The following is a 14,394-nucleotide window of genomic DNA, read 5'->3' on the forward strand; positions in this document are numbered from 1 at the left end:
TTATGAAACGTACACTCTCAATTTTTTTACTTAGTCTATCTGCCTTCTATACGACTGCCTGTAACTTTCATGGCGGGTTTGGACTACAAATACCTAGCTATCCAAATTTATTCTCTAGCATATCCAACATTGCTGTCGCATCCGCTAGCGAAGAAATCCCTGTCTTTGAAAAGCCAGAAGCCATGCTTAATTGGCAGCTAGTTCAAAAGATGGGCGCAACAAAACCAGACTTAGACATTACCTTTTATCAAGCCATTGAAGGGCATTACTCGTTAATTTCAAGCGCCTCATTTCGCCTATTCGATAACTACCCTGAAAGCAGAAGGCCTAAAGCCGAAGATCTAATGATCATGAGTGAGATGAGCGTATTCAGTGCCATCGTTGACCAAAAGATCACCGTAGACCAAGCTTTGAATGAAAAGTGGATTGTGATTAATGGTGAGCAAGAAGCGGTAAAAACGGTAGAGAACTGGCTGCTTAGCTCTCTATAATGAGACTTGAGAAGGGCTCCTGACATTTAGCTGACGAAAAAGTTGCATTCAATTATGCTAAGCTTGTTACCAATCGTATCAAGTAGTTAACAGAAACAATGGCCAAAGACCTTTATACAAATATTGACCTTAATTTATTGCGTGTTTTTAGCATTCTTTTTCAAGAACGAAATATGCGCCTTGCTGCCGCTCGACTATTTGTTACCCAACCTGCGATCAGTAAGTCACTGAACAAATTACGCCTGCATTTTGAAGATGACCTATTTGTTAAAAGCACTAAAGGGTTAACACCAACCCCTTATGGAGAAGAGCTTTTCTCTTCACTATCCCCGGTGTTAGATACCCTAGAAGTCACACTGAATAATCGACAGGATTTTGACCCTGCCCATTTAACCGGTGATATAACGATAGCCGTATCCCCAATTCTCATGAGTGCCATCTCTTCTGAGATGTTTCGCCTGATAAGCCAAGCCGCCCCCAATTTAAGTGTCACCTTTAGAACTTGGAATCAGAATACACAAAATGAAATCGAGAATGGTGAAATCGATCTTGCGATCAGCTATAGCAGTGATTTTACCCTCAAATCACTCGTCTCGAAAAAGCTCGCCACTGATAAATTGCATATGATGTGCCGTAAAGATCACCCACATAAAGGTTCATCAATCACCCCAGAGGAAGTGGCCCAATATCCGTTTGGCTTGATACTGACACCAAACTGGAACGAAAGAGTATCGAATGCTGAAATCATTGCTGAAAAACTTGGTTTGAACCTCAATGTTGTCCTTCGTTCTGAACTGCCTTTAGTTATTCTAGAAGCGGTACAATTTAGCGATATGATTGCGCCTGTTTCTCGCTTCTCAAATTACAATACCCTAAGCGACATCCGAACTCTTAAATTTGAATTAAATGAACCTTCTGTCGTCCCAGATATTTACTGTTACTTCCACTACAAAAATTACCAAACCGAAAAGACGCATTGGTTATTGAGCATCGCGAAGTCGGTATTACCTGATGAGTAATGACAAAATCACCTCCAAGTCCCTAGTAAGCTAGCGGATTAATCACACAAGCGGCTCTCTTTTGTCTACGCTTATATAGTTTAGTCATCGTCAGGGATTACTCATCGTCTGGAGAGCCAGCTAATGAAAGTTGTCAACGCTTCAATCGCACTGCTAAACCCTACGCAGGTTTCACTACTTATACTCACTTCAATAATACTTGGACTTCTCAGTACTCCTGCTCACTCTTGTACATTAAAAATGGGTTATCGAACCAACGAACGACCACCGCTAATAAACAAAGCTCCAAATAACGAAGGACTGTATTCAGAATTATATCGTGTTGCTGCAGAAAAGATCGGCTGTGACCTCGTCATTATCCGCGCTCCAAAAAAGCGCATACTCAAAGAACTTAGAGAAGGTGAACTCGATTTCTACCCTGGATTCAACTTTACCCTCCAACGTGCTAGATACACCTTCTATATTGAGAATGGGTTGCCTGGCGGCGATATAGGCGCCTCTCGCATGAATTTTCCCACCATCACTCATCTAGAACAGCTAAAAGGCTACACTCTACTAAAAGCCTCTGGCGGGCCAGATTATCTTGAAGGTATTGGAGGCGTTTTTGTCAGTGCAGAGCCAGAGATGACCATCACTGACGCTATGGAGTTGATGGCTAAAAATAGAGGTGATTTTTTTATCTATAATAAAGCGTCAATGGAGTATCAGCTTAAGGTTGATGGGAATCGTGAGATTAAGCTTCACCCTGACTGCTGTGGCGGTATTATTCCCTCTTATCTTGGCTTCTCCCGTTTATCAGAGCATATTTCTGAACAGCCAAACCCCAGTTATAACAACGACGATCCATTATCTAACCACAATCGCCCCAGCATGCTCAGTGCCGGATCGATAGCCTACAAATTTGAACAGACTTTAAAGAATATGTACCAGAGCGGCGAAACTAAGCTGTTGTATAAGAAATACTACGAATAGCGTTGGTTAGCCCCTCAAATCCTTCATACAAAACGAATCGAGAATAAAAATAGAATAGATCCCTGACAAAAACGGTGGTTTTTGCTATATCTGGCTGGAATTGGTTGAACACATCAATTGTAAAATAGTGACCTGAATATAAGTATCAATAACTTGGCAACAGAAGTGAGTCGTGTGTGCTGAACAACATCAACCTAAACTTATTACGCTCTTTGCATGTTTTACTCGAAGAGTGCCATGTCAGCCGAGCGGCAGAAAGATTGAATATTACGCAATCAGCGGTCAGCCGTCAGTTGGCCCAGTTGCGTGAATTATGTGGTGATCCTCTTCTCGTTCGTCAAGGCAATACACTAATTCCAACGCCCAGAGCTTTATTATTAAAAGAAAAGTTGGATGGGCTAATATCAGAGTTCGACCATCTACTCGATGATAAACCGTTCGATCCCAAAGACTGGCAAGGAGAATTGGTTCTCGCATCAAGTGATTATGTTGCCCAATACGTGCTACCCGATATAGCCTCTCATCTTACCCAACTCGCTCCTCAGTTGGATATGACGTATCAGCTTTGGCATCCAGAAACCTTAGATAGACTCCATGAAACAGGTATCCATATTGCGTCGTCGATGTACCCAGAAAAGCCAGAAGGAGTATCGAGTATTAATATCGGTTCCGATATTTCTGTGTGCTTGATGAAAGCAACTCATCCATTAGCCAATCAAGATAAACTCAGTATCGATGATCTGATTCGTTATTCACATATCAAAGTTACTGGCGGTGGAGATAAAGATTCCAGCACAGACCTCGCTTTGAAAGAGTTAGGGCTGTCTCGCCACATCACGTTAAAAGTGCCGTTCTTTTCCGCAGCCATCAATCGGTTAGTGTCTAGCGAACATTTAATGATCGTACCTAAACACATTGCAGTGAACCTTGCTAAGTATTGGAGTATTACACATAAGCAGCTCCCTATTGATACTCAGGCTCATAAATACTGGCTTATGTGGCACCCAAAGTACGACAGTGATTCTGCCCATAAATGGGTTAGAGAAGAGGTACGAGCGGTCATGCAATTGTCTGAGTTTTCGATCCGCCATTAACAAATGACACAGTTATGATTTTAGATCATAAGCTTCATGATAAATGGTGATTTCAAATTATATCTCTTGTGCTGATAAGTTATGGCCAAAGAGGAAAAATTATATGTCACTAACTGTTTGGTTATCACTTTTTACTGTTTGTTTATTAGGGGCGATGTCACCGGGTCCTAGTTTAGCTATTGTCGCGAAACACTCCCTTGCCGGAGGACGAGTTAACGGATTGGTGACCGCGTGGGCGCATGCGATGGGAATCGGTGTTTATGCCTTTATCACACTTATTGGATTAGCTGTTGTATTGCAACAAAGTCCGGTCCTTTTTAAGGTGATTAGTCTAGGAGGAGCGGCCTATCTGGCTTATTTGGGCGTCAATGCTTTGCGTTCAAAGGGGGGCGTGGCAGCAAAGTTGGAATCAGGGGAACAAGCTACACTCATGCAATCGGCTCGTGAAGGCTTTCTAATCTCCATTTTAAATCCCAAAATCGCTCTATTTTTCATTGCTCTCTTTAGCCAATTTGTTGCTCTTGGCAACAGTGTTAGTAATCAAGCCATCATCATTGCGACACCATTAGTTCTTGACGGGTTGTGGTACTCATTCATCACATTGCTACTTTCCAACTCTAGAGTGGTTGAAACTCTTCGTTCTAAAGCCGTTCTGATTGATCGGTTGTCGGGGGTGGTATTGATTCTACTTGCAATTAGAGTGGTGTTGGCGGCGTAATTCAAACTGCACTTAAATTTTCGCAACTGCTTCCACGATTGAATAGATATGTTCAGTTGCTGCTCTGAAAGAAAATAAAAAGCCTTATGATACAGATCAGCGATCGCGTCATAAGGCTCTATGCTAGCCGTCTGTTAGCAGCTCGAAAGTCGAATTATTTTACTTTCTTAAGCGTGCTTGAATCGGTGTGAGCAAATGGCTTGCCGTAAATATCAAGAACCGTGTTTTGAGAGTAAGTAAACTCTGTTGGTGTGATGTTTAGCGTCATTGTGAAATCAGTCGTTGTTGCGTTGTCTGTCATGTACTCAGACTCAGCGATACCGCGCTTAGATGCTTTCAATGTCATGTTGTTGCCTGCTTCACCTTCAGCCGTCACACATGTTGTACGAGGCACACAGTAAGAGTTATACACTGTGTTGTTTGCTTTATCGTAAATGAAGTAGCCACGCTGATCATGGAACTTAGAGTCGTCAGCCTTTCTAAATACTTCTTGCTTGTAGTAAAGAGCAACAAGGTATTGATCACTTGCGTTAGTTGCATCCGCTGCTACTTCAAATGTCATTACTTCGTAGAATGGTGTTACTGCAGGGCCACCTAGGCCAGCATCTGAACCTTCTTGACCTGGAGACATATCAACGCCGCCCGTCTCGACTGATTTCCACGTACCGACTAGTTGAGCTAGTGGGCCAAAATCCATTCCATCGATTACTGTATCTTGCGCCGCTGCTGGGAACGAAAGTGCTGCTGCAACACCTAATGCTAATAGCTTTTTCATTATATATTTCCTTTATATTTTACTTATATTTTTAATTTGATTGACTTTACCGAGCGGAAATATAGAAGTTTAAAAGTAACGATTTATTAATTTAGATCATAATTTCGATGCATATCCAACCACAAATGTAACCAGATATTTCCATCAAAAACTGCGTGTATAATGGCTCTCTTATAAATCCATGAATCATATTGTTTATCAAACAATTAACACAAAAACTTCACACATGTTTCACCATGATAAACAGTGATATTGGCATCATTTATCGGTTACATTGGATGACTAAACGATCACCAGATAACAAGAAAACTCCCCTTTCTCACACTCCTGTCATTGACAACTTTAATATTTATTGACCAACGGGTCAGAATTTAACATAATATTTACATAGTGATCGGTATGCTAAATAAACGACTAAAATAGAATGGATGCTATGAGTAGGAGAACTCGCATGAAGCTAACAATTCGCGCAAAGGCCATAATTTCAACCGTGATCGCCGCGCTACTGATCATCGGAGTCATGGGGACATATTCCGTCAACGCCAGTTGGAGTATCTTATTAAATAAAACATTTGAGCGTGAGCTTCCCGCGGTTTTAGGTGAAGTAAGTAATGATCTAAATGCCCAGCTCGACGTGCCTGTTATCGCCTCTCAAGTTCTAGCCACTTCACCACTTTTCACTGACTATTCTGCATCGACCCCCCAAGCAGATATCAACCAACTTTTAGCTGCTGTTAAGCAAGAGTTCAGTGCCATCACCTCGTATTTTGTCTCTCGTGAAACGGGAACGTATTATATTGCTGAAGGCGTGCTCAAAACCTTAGATAAAGGAGACAGTGGCGATCAATGGTTTTACCGGTTTATTGAATCCAATAAGAAGTTTGAGCTTTCATTTGATACCGATAGTTCCACAGGCATTCCAACCATGTTTGTTAACTATGTGGTTATGAAAAATGGCAAGCGAATTGGCGTGGCTGGTGTTGGGTTAACACTCGATAGTGTGACAAAACTAATCAGTCAATATCGAATTGGTGAGAATGGGGTTGTCTTTCTTGTCGATCAAACAGGACAGATTAAAGTCCACCCAAATAAGTCTCGCGTAAATCAAACGCTACAAGGTATAGGGATCAAAGATAGTAACGCCTTCTTAAACCCTGCAGAGTCAGTCATTCAAGAAGTGACACTTAATGGCGAAGCACAAGTTATTGGTGCTAAAACCCTTGAAACCATTGGCTGGACACTGATTACTCTTGAACCAAGAAATGATGTACTGATTGAACTTAAGCAGTTTAGCCAAACCATGATCTGGATGGCGTTACTGATTGCCGCTATTTATATTCCGATTGCTGCGTGGTCAACCAACAAACTTCTCGCACCTTTTGCCCATGTCGCTCAGCTATTAGAAGACATCGGTAAAGGCGGCGGTGATTTAACCAAACGACTTGATGATACTCGTCATGATGAAGTCGGCCAAATGGCCAAAGGCTACAATCAATTTGTTCAATACTTAACTGAATTGCTGCGCGATGTCTCTAACACCGGGAAAGAGATCTCCAACTCCATTCAAAGCGTTGATCAAATGGCGCACTCAATGGAAGAGGAAATTAAACAACAAACCAGTCAAATTGAACAAGTGGCAACAGCCATTCATGAGTTAGGCGCAAGCTCTTCAGAAGTAGCAAGCAGTGCTGATGGAGCAGCAACCAGTGCCACCTCTGCAATGGAATCCATCGACATTGGCTTACAAGCGGTATCAGTTACCTCAGATAGCGTTAACGATATGAATAAACAGCTCAATGAAACGACCAATGTGGTCAATGAGCTAGCTCAAGATGCAAGCTCCATTGATACCGTGCTTGATGTAATCAGTGGCGTCTCTGAACAAACCAATCTATTGGCTCTGAACGCGGCGATTGAAGCAGCCCGTGCTGGCGAGCAAGGTCGAGGCTTTGCCGTCGTTGCAGATGAAGTTCGAACTCTTGCTTCACGCAGCCAAGCATCGACAGAAGAGATTCGCGCCATTATAGAAAAGCTACAAAAACGTACAGAGGCTGTTGTTTCTGCTATTTCTACTAGCGCGGAACTTGCAGGCCAATGTCAAACTGAAGCCTCTAAATCTGAACAGCAGTTAACGTCTATCTCTTCTGATGTCAGTGAAATGAATAACATCAATATGCAGATCGCAACGGCAACCAACGAGCAATCCAACGTCGTGAGTGAAATCTCACCTCACGTCACTAATATTTCTGAGATTGCACGACAAAACGATGCGAGCGTAGAAAGAACAGCAGAAGAGTGTGAAGCGTTGAGACAAAAAGCGAACCACCTTGAAGCCTTAGTAGGCCAGTTTAAGTTCTAATGAAAACATTCTACTGCCAAATAGTGCGACCGACGCTCAAAGGTGTTGGTCAAATTGCCTTAATAAACAGTGCGCTCACTGGCGCACTGTTTCTAATTGCGCTGCTTTTTCATGATTTGAATCGCTTCGATTTTGATGAACACGCGTTGGTTTTCCTTCAAAGCTCGGTTCTGATTGCAACCCTATTCGGTGCTCTGGCATCGTTGGCAACGGCTTACCTAATTAGGGCTAACTATGACCACATTAAACAAGGCCTGTATGGGTACAATGGCGCTCTACTTGGGCTGGCAAGTGCCACCTTTTTCATGCCAAGCGAGTCATTAGCATTGCTGGTTTTTATTGGCTCAGCCTTTACATCACTGGCTATGCACACCTGGCGTTGGAAAGTGTCGCCGTTCACTTTTCCTTTCTTAATCACGATTGCCTTTATATTCCATATTGCTCCGCTGTTTGAATTATCACTAAGAGAGTATTTGATTCCAACCATTGAAGAGCCTATTTCAACAGTACTTCAATATTCAACATCGTTGCTAAATGGTATTGGGCAAGTGCTGTTTCAATCGGGCCTATTGTTTAGTGTCATTATTCTTATCGGTATTGCAGCAAGTTCTCTTAAAACAGGTTTATGGACGTTGATTGGTACTAGCATTGGCCTTGCTTTTGGGGTAGTTGTAACGATACTGGAAGGGGGAATCTTTGAAGCAGCGTTCATCAATAGTATAATAACGGGAACTGATTCATTCGATACAGTATCGCAAGGCCTCTATGGCTTTAACGGTGCACTGATTACGCTCGCTTTATGTCAATCTGAATCATACTCGAAAATGACCATCATTTTAGGTGCGATCTCAGCTAGTATTCTAACTTGGGTTGGTTATCTGTTTGATATGACATTATTCACTTTCCCCTTTGTTCTTAGCGCATGGTTAGTCACCACTTGGGCAAAGAAAAGGAACACCAGCCCTAATATAGGTGAAGAAACACTGAACTAACGGCAACTCAATAAACTAGAGCGATATAGTTTTTGCAAACCTAGACGAATAAAGACCGCCAATTTAGCTCCACTCCAAAGAGAATCAACCCTTATGCCCAAACCAGATCTATTGAAAGCCATTTCATTTACAACATCAACAGAGATCAGCGAGTGGCTCAAGGTGAATCACTCAACTGAAAATGAATTATGGGTGAAAATATTCAAGAAAAACACAGGGGTTCAAAGCGTTACTTGGAATGACGTTGTAATCGAAGCTTTATGCTGGGGATGGATTGACGGCGTTAAAAAATCCATTGATGAACAAGCCTATCTTCAACGTCTAACGCCCAGAACAAAACGAAGCAACTGGTCTAAAAGGAACACAGAGCATGTTGAACGTTTGATTATCGATGGCCGAATGGAAGAGCCGGGTCTTGTGCAGGTTCGTGCAGCGAAAGCTGACGGTCGCTGGGATAAAGCCTATGTGGCCAGTGAAATGGAAGTGCCCTCTGACTTCTTAGTTGCATTGGAAGATCAGCCAAAAGTAAGGCAGTTTTTTGAAACACTGAATAAATCGAGTCGTTATGTTATCGCTTACGGATTAATAAGTGCAAAGAAGCCTGAAACCAGACAGAGACGATTTAGCAAATACATGGCAATGCTTGTTAATCAGGAAAAGCCTAAATAAGCGAAGAGAGGAGTGCTAACTTGATTAGCCCGTATATGGGTTAACGCTCTTGAATATGTAACATGTAGGCTCTTTTTTGCCATTTATAAAACTAATGGATAGCCAAAACCTAACCTCGGCACTGTTTTCTAAATGCTATTAGTCCAATAATATTGAGCTAATAGCATTTTCATCCGGTTTAGCTGTGACTATAAGAGTTGCTTATTTGTACTGATGGAATTTTTGCGCTAGGCACGGATCCCACATGGCAGCAGTCGCACTCATTACTAAATCTGCGCCCATATCAAGCCTGCGGTGCAGGTCTTCAGCGTTCATCATTCCACCCACAGAGCAAATAACGAAATCGTCTTTCCACTTCGTGCGAAGATCGATCAAGTTTTGTGTCACTTCTTCAGCAAGTTCTCCAATCGCAAAGCCACAAGTCCCGCTAGAAAGGCGTCCTTCACCAGGTAAAGCCGCTTTGCCATCAGGGGTCATTACCTGACGTGGGATAGTGTTGATAGCAGCAAAACCATCGACATACGGTCGGTTCGCCTCAATCACTTTTTCAAGTTGCTCAGCTGGCATCCAACCAAGTTTTATCAACAAAGGTGTATCACCGATAGACTCACGGATCTTTTTCGAAACCAGTGCTGAGTTTTCTGGGTCGGAGAATAGCGCGCCCTCTTTACTTCCGCCTAGGTTCGGACAAGAGTAATTCACTTCAATTACTTTAGAACCCGCTTCTTTAGCCATTGCAGAGACATAGCCATAATCCTCAACTAGATCACGCTCTGCCAAACCGGGAGTACCATTCACAGAAACAATCATAAGCTGGTTCTTGCCCATCTTGCGGTTGCCTTCTTCGATATCTTTCATCCAAACCGATGGCGCTAACGAAGGGACACCAAACGAATTGGTGATTGTAATGTGCTCATCCTGTGATGGACGCAGACCGGGCTGAATCTCTGTATTAATGTCGGTATGGTTAAACTGCTTGTCACTGTTTAGAAAGATACAGTTTGGCGCAGGATGACAGTTACGCTCAACACTTCTTACCGTTTTATAGACAGGAATGTCGAAGCCAAGTTGAGCATAAACATCACACCAGTGGCTGTTCAACAGTGGCCCTGCTGGTACGCCTAGACGAGAGTTCACTTCAAAATCAAACACCTTGTGGGTCTGAGTCACGGCTGGGCGAACCGGCATCTTGGCATCAAAGAAAGGACCATTTTGGTAGTTATCCTCATAAGTTTTGAGGATGTTATAAAGTTCGAACTGAGTTGGTGTAATCATCAGAAGCCTTTTGCTGAATGTGCCAAATAAAATTGGAACGGATTCTAACGTTTGTGGATATTGTTGAAAATAGGCTCAACAACACTGATAACGGTATCGCTGAGTAAGATCAATTACTTGGCTAAAAAATGATGAGTATTGACCCTTATACTCACGAACGGATGCTTTAAACAGCTACTCATAGTGATATAAGTGCGAAACTAATATTGACCACGTCCATAGGGTTGTGTTTGCTAGAGTGTATAGTGCTTTAGAAAACGCAGCCTCTTTATACCCTATTGATTGTCATGTTTGTGTTCGTTCTCATGAATCAGCCTGATTGAGATTCGTGTTGAAAATGGTGACTTCTCAGTAGTGCAGAGCCAATTGGCGGATTTTAATCAATGGCTTGTGGCACTGAGTACCTATAGAAGATGTCAGTGGCATGAGATTAACATACAGTCACCTTATCAGTTCTGATTCCAATTCAGTCACAGTCTATGCTTATTTTTCTTGCTAAAAAGGTAGAAAAATATATAGTCTTATTAAGTTGAAATTGAGAATCGATATGCCATTACAGAGAAAACAATCCAAAGTATCCCTAAACATTAAAATTTCATCAGACTTAGATTTGCGTCTTAAACGAGCTAGAAAAGCAGCGCGTGAAAAGGGGTTGATGTTCAACGTATCTCAAGAAGTTGAAAATTTCCTTGAGAAGGAAATCAAGAAAGTTGAACGCCATCTATCAATAGATGAAGAGATTAAAAGTAACCTAGAGGAACTTGGTGGACTCAATATAGATAAGATAATGAAATCTATGGATTAATTATAATTTTGACTTGTATTAATTAAATTGAATTATGAACTATAACTAAGCTTGGAGATGATTATGGGAACAATAATTGGGCTATTGATTTTAGCTGGGGTCGATACATTCCTAAAGCGTAAAACGGGACTTCATTTGCATCAGTGGATTGCAAAAAAATACAATGATTATCTTAATAAAAAATAAATTATTCTTATGAGAATCACGGAATCCATCACTCCACCTATTTGACTTCAGGAATGTCGAAGCCAAGTTGAGCATAAACATCACACCAGTGGCTGTTCAACAAAGGCCCAGCAGGAAAACCAAGACGAGAGTTTACTTCAAAATCAAACACCTTGTGAGTCTGAGTTACGGCTGGACGAACCAGCATCTTGGCATCAAAGAAGGGACCATTTTTGTAGTTACCCTATAGGTTTTGAGGATGTTATAGAGTTCGAACCAAGTTGGTGTAGTCGTCAGAAGCCTTCTGCTGAATGTGCCAAATAAAATTGGAACGGATTCTAACGTTTGTGGATATTGTTGAATCGAGGCTCAACGACACTGATGACGGTATCGCTGAGTAAGATCAATTACTTGGCTAAAAAATGATGAGTATTGCCCCTTATACTCACGAACGGATGCTTTAAACAGCAAATCATAGTGATATAAGTGCGCTACTAGTTTTCCCGTTACGACGTTCGAGATAGTTCAAGTCGTATTAAGTTTGAGCTTATCTGAGAACCACTACCCGACCCAATTACCTGTATTAGCCTGTCAATAAAAAAGAGCAGGCTCGTGCTGCTCTTTTCATAAACATTAGAAAAAATCCTATTTCATATAATTTGAAACATGCGATTAGTTAAGGATACATTTAGGTTCTAACCAACCAATTTATGGCTTAATACCTAATGAGATATATTCAAAATCTTCCGTTGAACCAGCAAAAATAACAAGGTTTTCATCTTTTTTGAATGCTGTTTCTGCCTCAAACAGGACCGAGCAATAGTTTGTACCAGACTCACTCCTATCTTCAAAGGTACCAAAGAAATCGCTAGTGGTGTGATCTTCCCCGCGATAAGCTAAGTGATAAGTTCGGCTATTCAATGAGATGTCACCCCAGTTCGCTTCTACGTCATCACAAATCAAGCCGCCTAAAAAAGGATTATATATACTTAGTTCAACCGTGCTTGAGGTTGGCATTGCAATGGTTAGATAACCAAACCCATTATGACCATTGTTACTTGGCAGATAAAACTCAATGTTATTGTTTGATGCTAAATTAATTTGCATTAAGTTTTCAGCGTCTGAGATATTAACAAAGGCCGTAAATTTGATATTATGCTCCCAAAGGATATGTCCATCAGAATGCTCTGTTTCTTTTAAGTTAATCAAAAACGCATCGGTGTCAGACAGCGTAGCAAAAAGAGTAATATCATCATAAAACTCTTGATCCTCATGCACTATGATAGAATCGCCAACTACTTCATACTCTTCTTGGTATCCAAATGCTCTCAACTCTTGCTCCGTTGGACAGCTTCCTGTTAATTGGGCATCCCGGTTACCTAAGTGATACAACACATTGTTTTCAAATAAACTAGCACTACACTGCACAGATAAGTACCAATCTGAATGCCTCCTACTGTCATTATCTTCTATACACTCATCAACACTTTCAACCAAACATTCTGAATGTGAAACAGTATAAAATACTTGATTTTCTAATGGATGGCTTGGAGTTTGCCCCTCTTCGACATTCAAGCTGAAGTTTGTTTTTACACTTGCATTTACGCTGTCACTCGCTGAAATAGTCAATCGTGTGTCTCCGGCTGTTTGAGCCGTACCAGTAACAGACAAAATATTTTCATTCACAGTAGGGCGCAGAGATGATTGGCTTATAACGACCGAGTAGCTTAATGTATCATTTTCAGGATCGACAAAAAGACCATCAATATTCACGTGATTTTCAGAATATTCACCCTGAACGACAGACCAGTTCGAAATAACCTTTTGAATTTGTGCCTTTACCTGTTCATTGACAACTGGTGGAAGGTTTTCAGATTGAACAGTTAAACTAATTGATGCAGGGTTTGAGCGTACTTTACCATCATGGGCGTACACCAGCATCGTAAAGTTTCCTGCTGCTGATGGTGTTCCAGAGATAACGCCAGTATAGCGATCGATGTTTAATCCGTAATTTCTGCCCAGAGAACCTAAGACATCCATTGAATATGTAAGTTCATCACCATCTTTATCTTCAAAGAAGTCTGCTGCATATATATGGTTAATCGCTTCTTCAAAAATTACATTAATATCATCAGGCACGTTCTTATCAATAACATTTGGTCTATGGTTTGGCGAAATAGATATAGACCCGTTTGAGTCACTTTCAATTGTAGGAAAATAATCTCTTATGTCCTCTTCACTCTCTATTTTTTTTGAAACATCCTCACTAACCAGAGTTGTGATCGACATTTTATCATCTGCCGATAATACGTGATTATCTACCAATAGCTCAGCAATGATGGTTAATGCTTGAGCGTTTTCATCATTTTCGGACTGCTCAATATAATCACCAAAGATCAAATCACCGTTAACATCTAAAGCTGCAAAACCCTGCTTAGCTAAAACAGTCGCTTCATCTAAGGATAATGTACTGTCGCTTTCCATTATTTCATGAACTAATTGAGTCATTGGGTTAACAATATCACCCGTTAATGCTCTTAGGGTAAAACCGCTACCTTGTATAAGGCCCCGAGACATATCAACAGTTTGACCTGAAATTGCAGTAACACAAACAGGTAATTCATCATATTCACTTGGAATTTCAATTTCACCATTTTGATCAGTTTTTTTCAGCAGTTCAATTTCACAGTTACTACCTAAAGCAACATCTGCATTATATAAATAACCATCAATAGCCTTGATTACTCTTGTTTTTGGTTCTGGATCGGGATTGGGGCTTTCAATAGATGATGAATCGCTACAGCCAACAAGGGCTATCGCTATAAATATATTTAATAGATGCTGTTTTGGTTTCATGAAAAAGTCCTAATGTGCACTCACTTACTTATAAAGTGGGGCATACTAGCTAACTGGGTGTCCCGATTCAATATTTCGTTCTGTATATATATTGTTACCAACTGTAAGGTCTGTAAAATAATAATACATAGCATAATAGATCCCATCAACTAATCTACAAAGCATAAGGAATAGATATGTATTTGAATAAATCTAGGTGGATAT

The 14,394-nt window shown here is 41.1% G+C and carries 13 protein-coding genes; 9 read left to right on the forward strand and 4 right to left on the reverse strand.

The window, feature by feature from the left end; genetic code table 11:
• Positions 1-2 precede the first annotated feature (2 nt).
• The 5 genes from L4D20_RS18440 (at position 3) to L4D20_RS18460 (ending at position 4,294) form a co-directional block, all read left to right on the forward strand.
• Positions 3-491, forward strand: a complete 489-nt coding sequence (locus tag L4D20_RS18440; RefSeq protein WP_428803051.1) for a hypothetical protein — start codon at positions 3-5, stop codon at positions 489-491.
• 98 nt (positions 492-589) lie between these two features.
• Entirely contained in the window at positions 590-1,510 is a 921-nt protein-coding gene (locus L4D20_RS18445; RefSeq protein ID WP_428803052.1) for a LysR family transcriptional regulator, read from the forward strand.
• Between the two features lie 123 nt (positions 1,511-1,633).
• Positions 1,634-2,482 carry a substrate-binding periplasmic protein gene (locus L4D20_RS18450; protein WP_428803053.1) on the forward strand — a complete coding sequence of 283 codons (849 nt, stop codon included), beginning with the start codon at positions 1,634-1,636 and terminating at the stop codon, positions 2,480-2,482.
• Between the two features lie 176 nt (positions 2,483-2,658).
• Positions 2,659-3,576 (forward strand): LysR family transcriptional regulator, encoded by a 918-nt coding sequence (locus L4D20_RS18455; protein WP_428803054.1) that lies wholly within the window; start codon positions 2,659-2,661, stop codon positions 3,574-3,576.
• Positions 3,577-3,679: 103 nt separating this feature from the next.
• The gene (locus L4D20_RS18460) at positions 3,680-4,294 is read left to right on the forward strand and encodes a LysE family translocator (protein WP_428803055.1); all 615 of its coding nucleotides are present in this window, start codon (positions 3,680-3,682) and stop codon (positions 4,292-4,294) included.
• Positions 4,295-4,448: 154 nt separating this feature from the next.
• Here L4D20_RS18460 and L4D20_RS18465 read toward each other — a convergent pair whose 3' ends face one another.
• Positions 4,449-5,069 carry a heme-binding beta-barrel domain-containing protein gene (locus L4D20_RS18465; protein WP_428803056.1) on the reverse strand — a complete coding sequence of 207 codons (621 nt, stop codon included), beginning with the start codon at positions 5,067-5,069 and terminating at the stop codon, positions 4,449-4,451.
• 451 nt (positions 5,070-5,520) lie between these two features.
• Between L4D20_RS18465 and L4D20_RS18470 the strand changes: the two genes are divergently transcribed.
• The 3 genes from L4D20_RS18470 (at position 5,521) to L4D20_RS18480 (ending at position 9,089) form a co-directional block, all read left to right on the forward strand.
• The gene (locus tag L4D20_RS18470; protein ID WP_428803057.1) at positions 5,521-7,428 is read left to right on the forward strand and encodes a methyl-accepting chemotaxis protein; all 1,908 of its coding nucleotides are present in this window, start codon (positions 5,521-5,523) and stop codon (positions 7,426-7,428) included.
• Positions 7,428-8,420: an urea transporter gene (locus L4D20_RS18475; protein ID WP_428803058.1), complete on the forward strand. Its 993-nt coding sequence runs from the start codon at positions 7,428-7,430 to the stop codon at positions 8,418-8,420. The genes L4D20_RS18470 and L4D20_RS18475 overlap by 1 nt, the downstream gene beginning before the upstream one ends.
• Before the next feature lie 93 nt (positions 8,421-8,513).
• Positions 8,514-9,089, forward strand: coding sequence for a YdeI/OmpD-associated family protein (locus L4D20_RS18480; RefSeq protein ID WP_428803059.1), 576 nt, complete (start codon positions 8,514-8,516; stop codon positions 9,087-9,089).
• A 201-nt stretch (positions 9,090-9,290) separates the two neighbouring features.
• Here the strand turns inward: L4D20_RS18480 and L4D20_RS18485 are convergent, their stop codons facing one another.
• The gene (locus L4D20_RS18485; RefSeq protein ID WP_428803060.1) at positions 9,291-10,364 is read right to left on the reverse strand and encodes a beta/alpha barrel domain-containing protein; all 1,074 of its coding nucleotides are present in this window, start codon (positions 10,362-10,364) and stop codon (positions 9,291-9,293) included.
• Between the two features lie 547 nt (positions 10,365-10,911).
• Here L4D20_RS18485 and L4D20_RS18490 point away from each other — a divergent pair.
• Positions 10,912-11,169 carry a hypothetical protein gene (locus L4D20_RS18490; RefSeq protein WP_428803061.1) on the forward strand — a complete coding sequence of 86 codons (258 nt, stop codon included), beginning with the start codon at positions 10,912-10,914 and terminating at the stop codon, positions 11,167-11,169.
• 223 nt (positions 11,170-11,392) lie between these two features.
• Here L4D20_RS18490 and L4D20_RS18495 read toward each other — a convergent pair whose 3' ends face one another.
• Together L4D20_RS18495 and L4D20_RS18500 are read right to left on the reverse strand one after the other, a co-directional pair.
• A complete protein-coding gene (locus L4D20_RS18495; protein ID WP_428803062.1) occupies positions 11,393-11,542 on the reverse strand; it encodes a hypothetical protein in 150 nt (49 codons plus the stop codon).
• Between the two features lie 500 nt (positions 11,543-12,042).
• Complete coding sequence (locus tag L4D20_RS18500; protein ID WP_428803063.1) at positions 12,043-14,190, reverse strand: Ig domain-containing protein; 2,148 nt, start codon at positions 14,188-14,190, stop codon at positions 12,043-12,045.
• Positions 14,191-14,394 lie beyond the last annotated feature (204 nt).

It is taken from the genome of Vibrio kyushuensis, from assembly GCF_050337325.1.
In the GTDB taxonomy this organism is placed as follows: Bacteria; Pseudomonadota; Gammaproteobacteria; order Enterobacterales; family Vibrionaceae; genus Vibrio; species Vibrio kyushuensis.